Here is a 17,453-nt window from a genome sequence, read left to right as displayed (position 1 = left end):
ATGGTCTATCGACGCTACGCATTCATCGCGGTGGTCGTCAGCGTGCTGGTCCTCGTCGTGGTGCTCGTCGGCGCGTCGAAGGTGCCGCCGCTGACGATCGTGGCCAGCATGGCGGCCACGACCCTCGCCGTGGCCACGCCGCTCACCCTCGGGGCGCTCTCGGGCGTCTTCTGCGAGCGCTCCGGCGTCGTGAACCTCGGCATCGAGGGGATGATGCTCGCGGCGGCGTTCTCGGGCTGGTTCGGGTCGATCTACGCGAGCGTGGTCCTGGGCTTCCCGCCGCTGCCGAGCCTGCTGCTCGGCGTCGTGATCGCGGTCGCGACAGGCGCGCTGCTGGGCCTCTTGCTCGCCGCGCTGGCTGTGACCTTCTCCGTGGACCAGATCCTCGCGGGGACGGTGATCAACTTGCTGGCCGTCGGGCTCACCGGCTTCTTCAACCGACAGCTCTTCTTCGGGCCCGCGAGCGCGTTCGGCGGCCAGGTGCCCCACGCGCCCGGCGTCCTGCCGCGCCTCCACGTCCCGCTCCTCGCGGACATCCCGGTCGTCGGCCCCGTGTTCGAGCAGCAGCCGATCGCCGTCGCCGCCGTCGTGCTCGTCGGGCTCACGCACCTCGTGCTGTTCCGCACGCGGTGGGGCCTGCGCGCGCGCGCCGTGGGCGAGCACCCGCGCGCCGCCGCCACGGTCGGGATCGACGTGGTCCGCGTGCGCTACGTGAACGTCGTCATCGGCGGCGCGATCGCGGGGCTCGGGGGGGCATATTTCACGCTGGAGTCGGTGCCGTCCTTCGAGCCGATGATGACGAACGGGCGCGGCTTCATCTCCCTCGCGGCGATGATCTTCGGCGACTGGACGCCCTTCGGCTCGTGGGCCGCGGCGCTCGTCTTCGGCGCGGCGCAGGCGTTCCAGATCAACCTCCAGCTCTTCCGCGACCAGATCCCGCCGTCGTGGTCCTTCCTGCAGCAGTCGTCGGTCGTCGGGCTTGTGCCGTATCTCTTGACGCTGCTCATCCTCACCGGCGTCATCGGCAAGACCACGCCGCCGGCCGCCGACGGCCAGCCCTACGAGCCGGAGGGGCGGCGGTGAAGGCCGTCCTCGAGGCCAAGGGGATCACGAAGCGGTTCTCCGGCGTCCTGGCGAACGACCGGGTCGATCTCGACCTGCGCGAGGGCGAGATCCACGCGCTGCTCGGGGAGAACGGGGCCGGCAAATCGACCCTGATGAACATCCTTTACGGGCTGGTGCGCCCGGACGAGGGGGAGCTCCGCCGGAGCGGGCGCCCCGTCTCGCTGCGGTCGCCGAGCGACGCGATCGCGCTCGGGATCGGCATGGTGCACCAGCATTTCATGCTCATCCCGGTGTTCACGGTCGCCGAGAACATCGTGCTCGGCGCCGAGCCGTTGCGCCGCGGCCTGCTCGACCGCGGGCGCGCGAGCGCCGAGGTCCGCGGGCTCTCGGCGCGCTACGGGCTCGACGTCGACCCGGACGCCCGCGTGGAGGACCTCCCGGTCGGCGTGCAGCAGCGCGCCGAGATCCTCAAGGCGCTTTACCGCAAGGCGGAGATCCTGATCCTCGACGAGCCCACGGCCGTGCTCACGCCGCAGGAGGCCGAGGAGCTGTTCCGCGTGCTGCGGGGCCTGACGGCGCGGGGCGTGTCGGTCCTGTTCATCACGCACAAGCTCCGGGAGGTGCTCGCGGTCGCCGACCGGGTGACGGTCATGCGCGCGGGCAAGGTCGTGGGCGCCGCGATCCCGGCCGAGACCGACGAGCGCGGCCTGGCGGCGATGATGGTCGGCCGCGAGGTGGTGCTCCAGGTGAGCAAGGCCCCGGCGCGCCCCAAGGCGGTCGTGCTCGAGGTCGAGCGCCTCGGCGTCGCGGGCCGCCGCGGGTCGGGCGGCGACGCGGTCCGCGAGGTGAGCTTCTCGGTGCGCGCCGGCGAGATCCTCGGGATCGCCGGCGTGCAGGGCAACGGCCAGACCGAGCTCGTCGAGGCGGTCACGGGCCTCTCGCCGGCGCGCGACGGGCGCGTGCTCCTCCGCGGCCGCGACGTCACCGGCGCGCTGCCCCGCGCCCTCATCGAGCGCGGCGTCTCGCACGTGCCCGAGGACCGCCAGCGCCACGGGCTCGTGCTCTCGTACTCGATCGCGGACAACCTCGTGCTCTGCACCTACGACAGGGCCCCGTTCGCCGTGCGCGGCGTGCTCCGCGACGACGCCCGCGAGGAGAACGCGCGGCGGTTGATCAAGACCTATGACATCCGCGCGCCCGGCCCGGGGACGCCTGTCTCGGCGCTCTCGGGCGGCAACCAGCAGAAGGTGATCCTCGCCCGCGAGCTGAGCCGCCCCGTGGAGCTGCTCGTGGCCAGCCAGCCGACGCGGGGGGTGGACGTGGGGTCGATCGAGCACATCCACCGCGAGATCGTGGCGGCGCGCGACGCGGGGGCGGCGGTGCTGCTCGTGTCGGCGGAGCTCGACGAGATCCTGGCGCTGTCGGACCGGATCGCGGTCATGTACCGGGGCGGGATCGTGGCGACGCGGGACGCGGGCGCTGTCTCGCGGACCGAGCTCGGGATGCTGATGGCCGGGGTGCTCCCCGGCGAGGCGGCGCCGGCGCCCGGCGCCGGCGAGGAGGCGACGCCGGCGAGCGCTGCGGGCGGGGCGGAGGAGGGATGAGGGGGCTCGGCGCGCTTGCCGGGGCGGCGCTGCTCGCGGCGGCGGCGGCGGCCTCGTTCGCGCCGCCTTCCGCCGCCGCGGGGGGCGCCGCGCCGACGCTGGAGCAGTACCGGTATTACCGCGCGCTCTCGCTCGACCTGAAGGGGCGGCTCCCGACGCGCGAGGAGCTCGCGGAGCTCGAGTCGCCGGGCTTCGACCTCGACGCCTGGATCGAGCGCCACCTCGACGGCCCGGGCTACGTCGAGCGGCTCACGCGCCTCTACATGGATGTCCTGCGGCTGGAGCTCGGCCCGGTGGGGCTGTTCGCGCCGCCGGAGACGACGCTCCGCCGGGCCGAGGTGCTCGGCCCGGACGGCGAGCGGCTCTACGTCTATTTCCGCTACAACCAGCGCCGCCTGCTCCCGCTGATCGACGGCGATTTCTGCTTCTCCGAGGCCGAGAGCGGGCTCCGCGGGAGCTTCGCCGGCTTCACGGGGACGCCCAGACCCATCTCCCAGCGGCTGCTCGACGAGCGGACCACGGTCGTGCGCCCGTTCTGGCTTTACCGCGATTACCTCTCGGTCGTGCCGACGCAGCGTTACGGCGCCGGATGGAATGACCCTGACAGCGCCTATGTCCCGCTGCCGCAGCTCCTTGTCGAGCCCGACGGCAAGACGCCGACGGTCGAGGTCCGGGTCTGCAAGGAAGAGGCGCAGACCGCCGAGGTCGGCCGCATCTACGCGAGCGACATCCCCCCGTTGCCCAAGGGGGCTCCGCTGCCTCCGGGGCGCGCGCGCCCGCCGGTGCCCGAGGATCGCTATGCCAGGGAGCACCGGGGCGAGTCGATCTCGTGCCGGAGCGCGCTCGCCTTCGCGATGAGCGTCGACTGCGGCTGCGGCATCGGCCTCGAGCACTGCCTGCCGGGCGACAACTCCGGCAGGGATCCGCGCGCCTTCGCGCTGCCGGCCCATGTCCCGCTCGGCATCGAGGCCCCGATCGGCGCCGCGCCGCACACCGCCTCCGGCTGGAACAGGTTCTGGTGGTCGCAGGAGGCGATTCACCTCATGCAGCACGTCTTCCGGGCCGACCGCGACTTCCGGGAGATCCTCACCGGGCGTTACACGTTCATCAACGGGCCGCTCGCGCAGTTCTATCGATCGAGCGCGCCCGCGGCGTGCTGCGGGCTGCACAGGTCCTATGGAATGCGCGAGGACGAGGCGCCCCTGTTCTTGCCGGGCGCGGTGCCGCCGGTCGTCGCGCCGCACGACGTCTCCGACTGGACGTTCATCCCCGATCGCGGGCTGCGCGCGGCGGGGATCGTCACGACGCCTGTGTTCCTCACGAAGTATGCCTCGCGCCGCGCGCGCGCGGCCGCGCTCTACAGCGCGTTCCTGTGCAAGAGCTTCGCGGCCGAGCACGCGGAGCTCCCGCCGTCGGACGAGCCCGATCTCATGGTCCGGCCGGGCTGCTCCAGCTGTCATGCGACGCTGGAGCCGCTCGCGGCGTATTTCACGCGGGTGGAGGAGACGACATGGACCTATCTCCCCGCCTCCCGGTTCCCGATCGAGAACCCTGTTTGCAAGCTGAACGCCGAGGGCAAGACGGGCCAGTCGTGCCAGCGCTTCTACGACCCTGATTTCTCGAGCCGGGAGCGCGGCGTGCTCCGGGGCGCCTATGCCGCGCCGGCCCACGCCGAGCGCGGCCCGGCCGGCGCTGCGGCCGATCTCACGCGCATGCCGGGGTTCGCGTCGTGCGCCGTCGAGCGCGTCACCGAGTCGTTCCTCGGGCGGCCGCTGCGCGACGAGGACGGGGCCCTGCTCCGCGCGCTGCGCGAGCGGTTCGTGTCGCGTGGCTACCGGATGCGGCCTCTGGTCGAGGCGATCGTCCGCTCGCCGGCCTATGCGCGCGCGAGCAACGTGCGGCCTGCGCTCGAGCGCGGCGGCGCCGAGCGCGGCGGGGGCGCGCGGTGATGCGAGGCCGGGTGAGGGCCTTCGCCCTTGCCGGGGTGGCCGCGGTGGCGGGCGCGTGCGCCCCGCCGGAGGCGGTCGCGCCGCGGCCTGCCGCGCCGCTCCGGGAGACGGGGCGCGTCGCGCAGAGCCGTGACCCGAAGCAGGATTTGCGGCTCATCCCGGCCGAGGCGTACCTGAGGACGTATCTCCGGCTCTTCGGCGGCCTGTCGCCGGCCGAGGTCGAGCGCCGCGCGCGGGGGGACGACAAGTCGGCGCTCTTCGACACCTGGGAAGACTACCTCACGGCGCTCGGGCTCCCCGATCACGGCCTGGATCTCCCGCGCGGCGCGCAGACGAACGCGCTCATGATGGCGGCGTTCGAGCGGCTCGGGATCGCGCTCTGCGACCGCGCCCTGGAGCACGACCTCAAGGCGAGCGCGCCGGTCCCCGTCGAGCGCCGGCTCATCTTCGCCTTCGACCTCCCCGCGCAGGACCTCGACGCGGCGGCCTTCGCCCCGCGCTTCGACGTGCTGCACCGGACGTTCCTGAGCTACCCGGCGCGCCTCGCGCCGCCGGACCGGGAGGCGAGGTTCTTCGCGCTCTACGAGGGCACGGTCGCGCGGCACCGCGCGAAGGGCGCGCCGAAGTCGCGGTTCTCGCCGGGCGAGGCGGGGTGGGCCGCGGTGTGTTACGGGCTCGTGCGGCACCCGGAGTTTCACCTGTATTGACGCCCGGCTGGCACGAGGGCGCGCCGCGGGCTCTCCTGTCGTCCTCGACGTCCAGCTCGATCTCCAGCAGCGCGCCCGCTCCCTCTGGCATGGCAGGGACGGAAACTCCGCTGGGTCGGCAGAGCGCGCTGGGCGCCTGCTCGGCCAGGGTCGTGAGCACGACGCGACGCTCTCGCGAGCGTCGACCTCGACCACCGAGCCGCTCGCGCCCGGCGCCGAGACAGCGCGCGGCGTCGAAGCGGCTCGGGCCGGCTTGCGCACGGGGGGCATCGAGGGGCATGTTGCTCACGAGAGGCATGGACTGGAGCCGGTTCGACGCGCACGGGGAGGACAAGGCCGAGGCCTTCGAGGCCTTCGCCGGCCAGCTCTTCGAGCGCTGGTGCCGGAAGGAGTACGCGGGTGAGCTCCGGGAGGTCCGGATCCCCGACGGGCGGGGGGGCGATGGCGGCGTGGACGCGTACGCCGTGCTGGCGTCCGGGAAGATCGTAGGCCTGCAGGCGAAGTGTTTTTCCGGACGTCTCGATCGAAACCGGATCGATCAGATTCACGACTCCTTTCAGCGGGCGCTCAAGGTACGCCCGGACCTTGTGCGCTACTGTGTCGCCATGCCCCGTGCTCTGACCGACGATCGCGGAGGCAAGGAGGAGACAGAACGGGCGCGGTGGAGCGGCTGGATCGCCAAGGCGACCGCGATTGCGCCGAACGTTGAAGTCGCTCTGTGGGACAAGGCAAAGCTCGAGGAGCTGCTCAGCGAGAGCGAAAACGAGGGGCTGCACGCGTACTGGTTCACCGACAGCGTCCTCACACTGAAGGACCTGACCCGGCGCTTCGATGCTGCCGGCCGTGGTTGGCTCAACGTGCGCTACGATCCGGACCTGCACGCAACCGGTTGGCTGGAGGAAGATCTCGCGCTTCGTTTGGGGGAGCCCGATGCGCGCGCGAAGATCCTCCGTCATGTGAAGGAGGCAACGACCAAGCTGGAGGCGCTTCGCGAGGACGTGGCTCGCCTGGAGCGGTTGTCGACTTTCCGGCGCGACGTCCCCGACGCGGAGCAGCTCCGCGGGGCAGCCCTCGGCGCCTTGGACCGCATGGTCGATGCGGGTAAGGCGCTGGCGGACGCGCTCTATCACGCCACACCCCTCCCGGAGGACATGGAGCCGAGCGAGCACGACGAGGAGCATCTCCGGCGGCTCGCCACGGTGCTCGACGATCTCGAACGCGACCGCTTCCACATCCCCACGCGCGGCATCCGCGAGCGCCTGGAGCGCTGCGTGGACGAGATAGGGTATCCATCCTCGCTACTTCGCGCCGCATGGGCACGCTGGCGCGGAGCGCGGCTCCTCGGCGCCTACGTCGGTGCGCCGGGCGTCGGGAAGACCCATGGCCTCGCGCATGCGGTCGAGCAGCGGCTGAGCCGCGGTATGCCGGCGGTGATCCTCCGCGCCAGGGATTGCCCTGTTGAGGAAGGGTGGGAGGTGATCCTTCGTAAGGCGCTGGATCAACCGTGCTCCCGGCTCTCCGAGATCCTGAATGCGATGGAAGCAACGGCGACGCGCGCGGATGTGCGACGGGCGCGGAGGTCGGTGCAAACCCCGTATGACGCCGCTGACGTCCGGGGTTCGGTCCAACCGTCCAGCTCCGCGTCGGGCCACGATGACGGGGTGGAGCCCGAGCCGGTCTGCTTTCTGCTCGCGATCGACGGTCTGGAGGAGTCGGGGAAGCACCGCCGCTGGGCCGAGCGGCTCGGCGAGCTCTCGACGCACCTCGAGCGCCATCCGCGCCTGCGGGTCGCGGTCACCCTGCGAACGGCCAGCCGCGAGGCGATCCTGGGTCGTCTACGCGTCGACCTCTTCCACGAGATCGCGCTCCCCACGGGCGGCGAGGTCGAGACGCTGCTGCGGGAGACCTGTCGAGCGATGAAGATAGCGCTCCCGGACAGGCGAGTTCGGTGGGCGATCCGGGAGCCCCTGAGCGTGCGGCTCTACTGCGAGCTCCGCCGCCGGATGCCAGCGCACCCAGCAGCCTGGGGCTCTCGTCCCCAGGACGTGTCCCTCACGGCGCTGCTCGGCGAGAAGCTTCGGCGCATCGAAGAAGAGCTGCAAGACAAGCGCGGGTGGAGCCGGCGCGTTCCCCTGCGAGAGGCGCTCACGGCGCTCGCCGAGGCCAGCATGGGGCGCGGTGCCATGAGCCGTGACGACGCTGTCGCAGCGGTTTACGCAGCGGTCCCGCCGGCGCAGGGGCTCTCGATCATCGACGCCCACTGGCTGCTCGATCAGGCCAAGGAGCACGGCCTCGTGACCGAGTGGGCGGCCGAGTCGGGCGATCTCCTTCCGCCGGTCCAGCATATCGAGCTGGCGTTCGAGCCCCTCGTGGACCACCTGATCGCCCGCCGCGCATGCGACGCGGCGCAGGACGCGCTGGCGCGAGGCGAGACGCCGCCGCTCCCCGAAGTGCTGCGGGATCGGCGCGACGCCTTGACGCAGGCGGCGATCCTGCTCGCGCAGAAGGGCATCAGCCTGGTTCGCTCGGGCCTCTGGCGCGATCATCTGCCGCGCGAGGAGATCGAGCGCCTGGAGCTGCGGGCTATCGCCGCGCTGGATGACGGCGCGGCCCGCACCTACCACGGATGGGTGCTCGAGCGGCTGCGGGCCAGCATGCCCTCGTGCCGGCGGGTGCTGGTCGAGCTCTGCGTGCCGGTGGCTCGGGACGTGACGCACCCTTTTGGCCCCCGCTTCGTCCATGAGGCGCTTTTGCCGCTCTTGCCGGCGAGGCGTGACCAGTTCTGGTCGGGTCCGCGGCATCTGCCCGGAGACAGCGGGCAGCCATGGGAGGGGAGCGGCGATCGGGCCTTGGAGGAGCTCACGCTCGAGGAAGACGACCCGGCGGACGGTCCGCCGCTGCTCCTCGCCTGGGCGCTCACGTCGGTGGTCACGGCCTGGCGCAGAAGCCTCCGCGCCGAGCTGGCGCGTTGGGCCTCGAGAGAGCTCGGCGAGCTCATCCGGTGGCTGGATCTGGTGATTCGCACCAATGATCCTCAAATGGCCGAGGACGTCTCGATGGTGGCCTTTGGGGCCGCCTGCCTGACCGGCGCTGATCCGAGCCTGGCGCGGCTCGTCGGGTGGGTCGACCAGCACTGGCTCGCCCCGGACGCCTCACATCGCCGCGACGACCTCGCGGTGGTTCATGCAGCGCGCGGCATCGTCGAGCGCGCGCGTGCCGTGGGCGTCGTCGTGGATCCTGTCATCCTCGAGCGCGCGCGTCGGTTCTATGCGCCGACCGGGGAAACGCTCCCCATTGACGTCGAGGCCGCACGAGCGGCGAGCGACCATCACGGGGTGGAGCCCGTCTCGACGAGGTTCGCCTGGTATATCGTGCCTCCGGCCATCGATCCGTTCTTCCGGTATGCGGCCACGATGGATCTGCACATGTGGTCGCCGGAGCAAGCAGAGCGCCTTGACCCGCGCGCCTCCCAAATCCTGCGCGCGCATGCGGAGCAGGCGGAGATCCCCGCGCTCTCTCCGCTTCGGTTCGCGTTCGGCGCGCTCGTGGCACACCTGCGCGCGGTGGGTTGGAACGAGGCTGAGTTCTACGGTGACTCGCGTGACGAGGGGCCGGTCGCGACCGTCGGGATGGATGTGGCGATCGCGCGGTACCACGGCGATGCCAGGGTACGTGCGGAGGTGAGCCCGGTGTGTACGGTGGCCGAGAAGTACATCAGGACCGGCTGCCGTCAGCTGCAAGCGTATCTCGCGGCGCGCGCGCCTGCGGACGTGCTCGGCGGGACCAACGGGTTGATCGAGCCGCCCGTGGATCCAGTGCTCATCGACCTGCTCGATCCCAATCCGTCGAGCGACGCCGCCCTGCAGTCCTCCAGCGATGACGTGCCATGGATGTTCTGGGCGGATGACGGCCTGGTCTCCCCGTGCGCTCTAGGCTCCCAGGACCAAGCGGATCGAGCCATTGAGTGGGTGAGTACGGCCCCGCCTCCCGTGATCGAGCCGTGGCTTCGCATTCCGAGAGGCGCGGCCCCGCGCCTTGGACGGGACGAGGAAGACGAGTGGATCACCCTCTGGGGAGAAGTTCGCGCACGTGAGCGGGAAAGTCAGGCCGACTCCACCCTATGGATCGGATCCGCCGTGGCGGCAGAGCGCGACACCGGGTTGCTCGCGGCTCATGCGCGCTTCGTGGACTCATCGACTCTCGTTCGCCTGTGCCAGGATGACGAGTCGGGATGTCATGGTGTCGATCCTGCGGAGGCCATGTGGGCTCCCTGGGCGGAAGAACGCATCGGAACGTACCAGATCCCGGTGAGCGGTCGAACGGTCGAGCTCATGAGCGCCTCCGTTGAGGCCGGCTATCATGGGCCTCGCGGCATCGGGAGGTCCTGCAGGCTCCCGGCCGGATGGCTCCGCAGCCTCCTCGGCCTCGTCGGCGCCAAGTCCCTCGGAGGAGGAGCGAACTGGTGCTTCATGGATCGCGAAGGGCGGGCACAGGCCATTTATTCTCATCATTCCACGGAACAAATCACGTGGCAGAAGGCGCTGGTGGTCAGGCGCCGCGCCCTTGAGCGAGCGCTGGACGCCCGGAGTCAACGCCTCGTCTGGAGCGTCAGGCTGTTCCGTGAGCCCGCCCCCGGGATCATCGACCATCTCTCGAGGGACGCGCCATCTGCGCTTCGCTACTGGCTCTGGCTCGCGGTCATGCGCGGATGGAGCGGCAGCGACCTGAACATCGACATCGTACCCTTGCCCGGTTCAGGCAGCGTCATCGGGGCCGACGAGCCCGAACCTGCAAGCCCATCAGCCCCGGATCGATGCCGCCCTTCCGAGGCTCCGACGGGTCCCGGCAACCCGGAGCTGGCCACACCGCTCTCCAGCGATCTCGATGACGATCAGGCCATCCCGTATTTCCTCTGGGACGATCCCATCCCCGTCGGCGAGGTTCGACGTCGGCTGAGCAGCGCCTCACCGCCCGAGCGCGACCGTCTGCTGGGCAAGATCCTGCGCGAAGCCCAGGATCCCGACGTCTGGCGGTTCACCACACCCGAAGAGGTCGCAGCGCGGTTCAGTCAGCTGGCCCGGCATCTCGGGCGACGCAGGCGCTTCTGGGAGTTTCTGCTGAAGCTATGGCACAAGGAGGGTCTACTTGAGCAAGAGCCTGCTTAGCCCGCTGCAGGAGGAGGTGCTTGCGGCCTTCTTCCGTCGCGAACGCCGGTTCTTCGTGACGGGCGGCGCGGCGCTCGCCGGCTTTCACCTCCATCACCGGCGAACGGCGGATCTGGATCTCTTCACGACCTCGGTAGATCTCGATCATGCAGATGAGGCGCTGCGAGCGGTTGCGCAGGAGATCGGCGGTGCGATCGAGAACAAGGAGACAGCGCCCAGTTTTCGCCGCCGCCTGGTGAAGCGGGGCAAGGACCGGGTCATGGTCGATCTGGTCGTCGATCGCGCCTTCCAGGCCTACCCGGAGAAGCGCCTCTTCGGCGACATCCGGGTCGATCCGCCGGAGGAGATCTTCGCGAACAAGCTGTGCACGCTGCTATCCCGCTCGGAGATCCGCGATCTGGTCGACGTGTATGCGCTGGAGCGTGCCGGCTACAAACTGGAGGACGCGCTGCCGCTCGCCAAGCAAAAGGACGGTGGTGTGACGCCTGCTTCACTGGCATGGATCCTGTCGGAGATCGAGATCGGCGATGATGCCTCCATCCCGGGCGACATCCCGGTCCCGGAGCTGCGGGCCTTCCTCCAGGATCTCATCTCTCGTCTGGGGCGCTTGGCCTACCCCACGCGGAGCGACGACGCCTGAGGAGCCTGTCGTGCGGCCCGTGGCTGGGGAGGCCGGATGTCGGCACCCGCGGTCCGCCGGACGCGGTGGCGCGGCATCAAGCGAAGGGGGACACCAGCGCACCTTCGAGCTCGCCAGCCGCCCGGGAAGTTCCGGGGAACACGCCCAGCAGCCCCGGGAACGTGTCCAGCACCGGCGAGGAGCGTGCCCAGCAGCTCCGGGAACGTGTCCAGCAGCGCCGAGGAGCGTGCCCAGCAGCTCCGGGAACGTGTCCAGCAGCGCCGAGGAGCGTGCCCAGCAGCTCCGGGAACGTGTCCAGCAGCGCCGAGGAGCGCGCCCAGCAGCTCCGGGAACGTGTCCAGCAGCGCCGAGGAGCGCGCTCAGCAGCTCCGGGAACGTGTCCAGCAGCGCCGGGGAGCGTGCCCAGCGACCGCTGGCACGCGCGCCCGAGCCGCTGGCGGGCGTCCGGGATGGGCTGGCATGCTCCCGAACGCTGCTGGGCGCGCTGGCCGGCGCGTTCGTGGCAGGATCGTGCGGTCGCGGGCGGCGCCAGCAGATATCTTGAGGACCCCCCGCGATGCCCCGTCATGACCCCTGTCCCCGCTGTCATGATCTCCCGCGCCGCGCGCTGCTCCAGGCCGCCGCGGGCGCGGCGCTCTCCGGCGTCCTCGGCCTGCCGGCGCGCGCGCTCGCCGCGCAGGGCAAGGCGGCGGAGGACGAGTTCTTCCTCTTCATCCACGCGTCCGGCGGCTGGGACGTGACGCTCTGGGCCGACCCGCGGAACGAGAGCAAGGGGCTCGTGATCCCGGCGACGACCGACAACACCGACACGGCGCCGCTCCGCCTCTGGGTCGACGCGCCCGCGGCCGGCGGCGCGAGGAGCTTCGCGCACGTCACGCCGAAGGGCTCGAGCCTCGCCTTCGGCCCGGGCATCGGCGGCCTCGCCGACCTCCACGACCGGCTGTGCATCATCAACGGGCTGGCGATGAACACCGTGAGCCACCCCGACGGCACCGCCTTCGCGACCACCGGTCGGCACCTGAGCGGCGGCCGCGTCGTGGCCTCGAGCGTCGACGCCATCTGCGCCAGCGCGCTCGGCGCCGGCCAGACCTTCCCCGTCGTCTCCGTGCAGTTCCCCTCGGCGTTCGTCGGCGACCGCCTCGACCGGCGCGCCGCCCCGCTCATGGTCGGGGACGTCGGCGCGATCAGCCGCTCGCTCTCCCGCGCGCGCCAGTACGACACCGACGAGGACCGCGCCGCGGTGACAGCGCTCCTCTCCGAGGAGGCCAGGACCCTCGCCGCGCGCTCGAGCTACACCGACGCCTTGAACGGCTTCGCCATCCAGGCGGAAGGGCTGGGCAAGATGCTGAGCGCCGAGCTCCAGGAGGTGTTCTCCAGGGGCAAGCTCATCCAGGCGCACCCGGAGTTCAACCACAGGGCCCGCTTCGCCAGGCAGGCGGCCGTCAACGCCGCGTTCGCGATCGAGGCCATGCGGCGGAACGTGGTCCGCTGCGTGAGCTTCGCGAGCAGCGGGTTCGACACGCACACGAGCAACTACCGCCAGCACGCGGCCACGCAGCAGGAGCTCTTCGACCTGATCGCCGCCCTCCTCGGCTCGCTCGACAGGACCCCGCACCCGACCCGGGCCGGCAAGAAGCTCTCGGATCACACCCACCTCCTCGTGACGAGCGACTTCTGCCGCACGCCCCAGCTCAACACCGCGATGGGCCGCGACCACTACCCCAACAACTCGGCGATGGTGATCTCCCCGCGCTTCCGCGGGGGCTTCTCGTTCGGCAAGACCGACCCGGAGCAGCTCCTGCCCGCCCCGGCGAAGGCGTTCCAGGCCGGGCCGAGGCCGATCGCCCCGCCGGACCTGCTCGCCACCTTCCTGTTCGCCTTCGGCATCCCCCCGCGTGAGCACCTGCGCGACGGCGAGGTGGTGCCGGAGCTGCTCCGGCAGCCGTGACGCTCCTGCGCCGAGCGGCGTCCCTCGCCGCGCTCACGCTCGCCGGCTGCGCCTCGCTCGCGCTCACGCTCGTCGCGCTCGCCGGCTGCGCCTCGCAGGCCGCGGCGCCGCGCCCGCCGCTCGTCGTGCGCCCGGTCGCCTGGCCCGCCCCGGGGGGGCTCGGGCCGGTCCGCGCGGTCGCCGACGCCGGCGACCGCGTCGTGCTGTTCCACGACGGCGCCGCGGCGGTCTTCGTGAACGGCGCGCTCGACCGGGTGGAGCGCGCGCCCCACCGCTGGGTGAGCGCCGCGGCCCTGCCGGCGCCCGACGGCCACGGCACGTGGATCGTCGGCGTCGACGCCGAGGGCCGGCTGCTCAGGCTGCCGGGCCAGGGGGCGCTCGAGCTCGTCTCGGATCGCTATGGCCTCGAGCGCGCCGCGGTCCGGGCCGCGGCCGGCCTCGGCCTCGACGGCGGCGCCGCCTTCGCGCTGGACGGCGAGATCGCTGTCGCGGACGGCGAGAGCGTCACGCGCTACGCGACAGGGCCGCTCGCGGCGTTCGCGGCGGGCGGGCGGCGCGTGGCCTTCGCGCCCGGCGGCGACGGGCTCCTCGCGCTCGACGTGGCCCCGAGGGCGCTGCGATCGTACCCGCTCGCGGCAGACGGCCCCGCGCCGCTCCTCGCCGTGACGGGCGCGGGCGCGCTGCTCGTGGCCACGCCGGCGGCGCTCTACGCCGAGGACGGCGCCGGCGTGCTGCGCCTCCGGCTGCGGGCGAGCGCGGCGCTCCACGGGCTCGCCGTCTCCGGCGATCGCGTGTGGTTCGCCGACGGCGGCGAGCTCGGCGTGCTCGACGAGGCCGGCGCGCGCGCGACCCGCGGCGCGCGCGTCCCGCAGGTCGCAAGGCTCGTCGGCTCGCCGAGCGGCGACGTCTGGCTGCTCGCGTCGGGCGCCCTCCGGCGCTTCGCCGCGACCGACGACGGCGCCCGGCCCGCCTGGGACGACATCGCGCCGGTGTTCGACCGGGCGTGCGCGCGCTGCCACCTCCCGCGCGGCGAGGGCGGCGTCGACCTCTCCACGCGCGCGGCGTGGGCGTCGCTCCGGGAGGCCATCGCGCGCCGGGTCGTCCACGAGCGGACCATGCCGCCCCCGGGGCACGCGCTCTCCGAGGCCGATCGCGCGCGGATCCACGATTTCGTCGAGCGCATCGGGCCACCCGCGCGGCCGTGATGCGCCCGCCCGCGCCGCCGCGACGCGCCCGCCCGCGCCGCCGCGACGCCCGCTCGTACAGCCGTGTCGCGCGCCCGCCCGTACGGCCGTAATGCGCGCCCGCGGGCCGTGTCGCGCGCCCGCTCCTGCGCCCGTGACGTGCGCGCCCGGAGGCGCGGCGCGCTCGTCTTGCGCTACCCTGGGGCCCCACCGCGAGAGGAGAGCTGCCTGATGATGTCGTTCAGCCCTGATCCACGCATCGCCGAGCAGCAGATGCACGCCATCATCTATTATCTCACGGGGTTCGGGTACATCGACGGCGAGCTCGATCCGACCGAGAAGTCCTTCATCCGCGGCTACATCCAGGAGCTCGTCCAGCAGCGCGCGCGCGACGCCCTCGGCGAGGCCCCGGCGGACAAGGACGTCATCGCGCGGTGGACCACGCACTTCCACGAGGTGTTCTCCGAGATCGATCACCAGATCCAGAGCCACTTCACCGAGAGCGTCTCCGACGGGGAGGACCCCAAGGACTTCGTCCTCGCCAAGGTCAAGCTCCGCTGCTTCGAGCTCCTCGACGGCTTCGACGAGGTCAACCGCGAGGCGCTGCTCGCGACCGTCGACGGGCTCATGCTCGCCGACGGCGTCGTCCACCCGAGCGAGCAGAAGTTCCGCGACGAGCTCTCCGCGCTGCTCTCGACCCCCACCGAGATCGACGACGTGGACATCGAGACCATCGAGCAGGGCGCGGTGGTGATCGATCCGGCCACGCGCAAGCAGGCGCGCGAGGTCGATCACCCGTTCTTCAAGGCGTTCGAGTGGGACTACGCGACCGACGCGGCCACGTTCGCCGAGCAGTCCAAGGTCGATCTCGACCTGATGCGCCGGTTCGAGGAGAAGCTCGCGGAGCAGCGCGCCCGCGGCGCGGGCCGGCTCGACGGCGCGGCGGACCTCGCGGGCTTCGCCGGGCAGGCGCCGTTCCTCGACGGCCACATCTACGTCGCCTCGCCCGACCCCGCGCACGAGGTCGAGCTCCTCGTCATCGGCGATCTGCACGGCTGTTACTCGTGCCTCAAGGCGGCGCTGATGCAGGCGGATTTCTTCGCCAAGCTGCAGGCGCACCGCGATGACCCCGCCCACAACCCGCGGATCCTGCTCGTGTTCCTGGGCGATTACATCGATCGCGGCAGGTTCAGCTACAACGGCATCCTGCGCACGGTGATGCAGCTCTTCCTCGCCGCGCCGGACAACGTCTTCGTGCTGCGCGGCAACCACGAGTACTACGTCGAGCTGAACGGCCGCGTGCTCGCGCCGGTGCGGCCCTCCGAGGCGATGAGCTCGCTCGCGGCCATCGCCCCGAACGAGGTGTTCGCCGCGTACATGCGCCTCTTCGAGGCGCTGCCCAACATGCTCGTCTTCGATCGCATCCTCTTCGTCCACGCGGGGATCCCCCGCGACGACACCCTCGCCGCCCGGTGGACGTCGGTGTCGTCGCTCAACGACCCCGAGATCCGGTTCCAGATGCTCTGGAGCGACCCGAGCGAGGTCGACGCCATCCCCGCGGAGCTCCAGAAGTCCACCGCCCGCTTTCCCTTCGGCAAGCGGCAGTTCAAGAGCTTCATGCAGAAGCTCGGCTGCACCACGCTGATCCGTGGCCACGAGCGCATCCCGGAGGGCTTCCGCGTCGTCTACGACGACCCCGACGGCGTGCTCCTCACCCTGTTCTCCGCGGGCGGGAAGACAAACGACGACCTGCCGAAGGCCAGCAACTACCGCGAGGTCACGCCGATGGCCCTCACCATCCGCTACAAGGGTGGAGTCAGCCAGCTCACGCCCTTCGTGATCGAGTACGAGCGGTACAACGACCCCAAGTACAACGCGTTCTTCCGGGAGCAGCTCCCGTCGCTCGACGTCACCGTGTGACGGGGGCGTCGCACCTCGGACGACGTCGTCACGGTGTGCCGCGCCGCCTGGCACACCGCCACCTGGCATGCCATCGACGACGGATGACTACCCTACGATCGATTGCTCTTTCCTCGGGCGGCCGAGGGCACGCCGATTGCAACGCCTCTGGAATGCATCGGCGCTTATCCCTCGGTCTTGGCTTGCTTACCTCTCTCCTGCTCGCGGCGGGCTGCATCGGCGCGGAGGACGGCGGCGGCTCGGGCGGCGGCGGCGGCTCGGGCGGCGGCGGCGGCGGCGGCTCGGTCGCGGGCAGCGGCGGCGGCTCGGGCGGCGGCGGCGGCGGCGGTTCGGTCGCGGGCGGCGGCGGCGGCTCGGTCACGACCAGCACGGCCAGCGGCGGATTGCCGAACCGGTGTGCGCTGCCGCAGGAGACCGGGCCCTGCGACGCGGCGTTCCCGAGCTACTGGCACGATCCCAGCACCGGCGTCTGCGTTCCGTTCTCCTATGGTGGTTGCGAGGGCAACGAGAACCGCTTCGAGTCGCTCGAGGCGTGCCAGGAGGCCTGTCAGGACACCGTTCCGGACATGGATACCTGCGAGGCGGCGGGCGATTGCGTCCTCGCCTCGCCGCGCTGCTGCGCCGCGTGCGACCCGCGGGTCGACGCCCAGGCGTTCGTCGCCATCCACCGCGACGCGACAACGGACTTCTGGAATGCCACCATGTGCGTGGACGTGTCGTGCTCGCCGTGCCAGGAGGTCAGCGAGGCCGAGCGGACCTCCCAGTACTTCACCGCCGCGTGCGAGAGCGGGCGCTGCGTCGTCCTCGACGTGCGCGAATCCCCCCTGACGGAGTGCACGCAAGACACGGACTGCGCCCTGCGCGACGGCCTCGGGTGCTGCGAGGAGTGCGGCGGGGAAGGCATCGTCGCCCTCAACCAGAGCGCGGATCTCCGCGCCATCGTCTGCCCCGAGGGCTTCGGCGCCTGCCCTCCCTGCGCGCCCGTGTTTCCGGAAGGAATGAAGGCGGTCTGCTCGGAGGGCAGGTGTCAGCCGAGCGCGCCCGCGCCGTGAAGGCCGGCATTCCCACCCTGCGCCAACAGGCGCCACCTCGTGAATCGTGGATAGAGCTCTCCCCGGCACCCACCCGCGGCGCCCTCCCGGGCGCGGCGCGTCATGGCCACGCCGAGCTGTCGCCGCTGAACGGATCCAGAAAATGCGTGGGGAACGTGGGGAACACCCGTCACACGGTCGCCTCGCGTTGACGCTGGACACCTGCGCCCGATAGGCTTT

10 protein-coding genes are annotated in these 17,453 nt (G+C 71.7%); all 10 read left to right on the top strand.

Features of this window, described 5'->3' with window-relative positions:
- The 10 genes from WMF17_RS39350 to WMF17_RS39305 all read left to right on the top strand — a co-directional run bounded on the left by WMF17_RS39350 (window position 1) and on the right by WMF17_RS39305 (window position 17,234).
- Window positions 1–1,083, top strand: a complete 1,083-nt coding sequence (locus WMF17_RS39350; RefSeq protein ID WP_437646202.1) for an ABC transporter permease — start codon at window positions 1–3, stop codon at window positions 1,081–1,083.
- On the top strand, window positions 1,080–2,669 hold the full coding sequence (locus WMF17_RS39345; protein WP_437598574.1) for an ABC transporter ATP-binding protein: 1,590 nt from the start codon (window positions 1,080–1,082) through the stop codon (window positions 2,667–2,669). The genes WMF17_RS39350 and WMF17_RS39345 overlap by 4 nt, the downstream gene beginning before the upstream one ends.
- Window positions 2,666–4,618, top strand: a complete 1,953-nt coding sequence (locus WMF17_RS39340) for a DUF1585 domain-containing protein (protein WP_437646200.1) — start codon at window positions 2,666–2,668, stop codon at window positions 4,616–4,618. The genes WMF17_RS39345 and WMF17_RS39340 overlap by 4 nt, the downstream gene beginning before the upstream one ends.
- An 11-nt stretch (window positions 4,619–4,629) precedes the next feature.
- Window positions 4,630–5,325: a hypothetical protein gene (locus WMF17_RS39335; RefSeq protein ID WP_437646198.1), complete on the top strand. Its 696-nt coding sequence runs from the start codon at window positions 4,630–4,632 to the stop codon at window positions 5,323–5,325.
- Window positions 5,326–5,774: 449 nt separating this feature from the next.
- Window positions 5,775–10,490: a hypothetical protein gene (locus tag WMF17_RS39330; RefSeq protein ID WP_437646196.1), complete on the top strand. Its 4,716-nt coding sequence runs from the start codon at window positions 5,775–5,777 to the stop codon at window positions 10,488–10,490.
- Window positions 10,471–11,130, top strand: a complete 660-nt coding sequence (locus WMF17_RS39325) for a nucleotidyl transferase AbiEii/AbiGii toxin family protein (protein WP_437598570.1) — start codon at window positions 10,471–10,473, stop codon at window positions 11,128–11,130. Before WMF17_RS39330 ends, WMF17_RS39325 begins: the two co-directional genes overlap by 20 nt.
- Before the next feature lie 556 nt (window positions 11,131–11,686).
- Entirely contained in the window at window positions 11,687–13,078 is a 1,392-nt protein-coding gene (locus tag WMF17_RS39320; protein ID WP_437646194.1) for a DUF1501 domain-containing protein, read from the top strand.
- Window positions 13,075–14,283: a c-type cytochrome gene (locus tag WMF17_RS39315; protein ID WP_437646192.1), complete on the top strand. Its 1,209-nt coding sequence runs from the start codon at window positions 13,075–13,077 to the stop codon at window positions 14,281–14,283. Before WMF17_RS39320 ends, WMF17_RS39315 begins: the two co-directional genes overlap by 4 nt.
- 210 nt (window positions 14,284–14,493) lie before the next feature.
- Window positions 14,494–16,182 (top strand): metallophosphoesterase family protein, encoded by a 1,689-nt coding sequence (locus WMF17_RS39310; RefSeq protein ID WP_437598567.1) that lies wholly within the window; start codon window positions 14,494–14,496, stop codon window positions 16,180–16,182.
- A gap of 182 nt (window positions 16,183–16,364) precedes the next feature.
- The gene (locus tag WMF17_RS39305) at window positions 16,365–17,234 is read left to right on the top strand and encodes a BPTI/Kunitz domain-containing protein (RefSeq protein ID WP_437646190.1); all 870 of its coding nucleotides are present in this window, start codon (window positions 16,365–16,367) and stop codon (window positions 17,232–17,234) included.
- Window positions 17,235–17,453 lie beyond the last annotated feature (219 nt).

This window comes from Sorangium sp. So ce362 (assembly GCF_051519845.1).
Taxonomy (GTDB): domain Bacteria; phylum Myxococcota_A; class Polyangia; order Polyangiales; family Polyangiaceae; genus Sorangium.
This window is presented reverse-complemented; position numbering and strand designations above follow the sequence as displayed.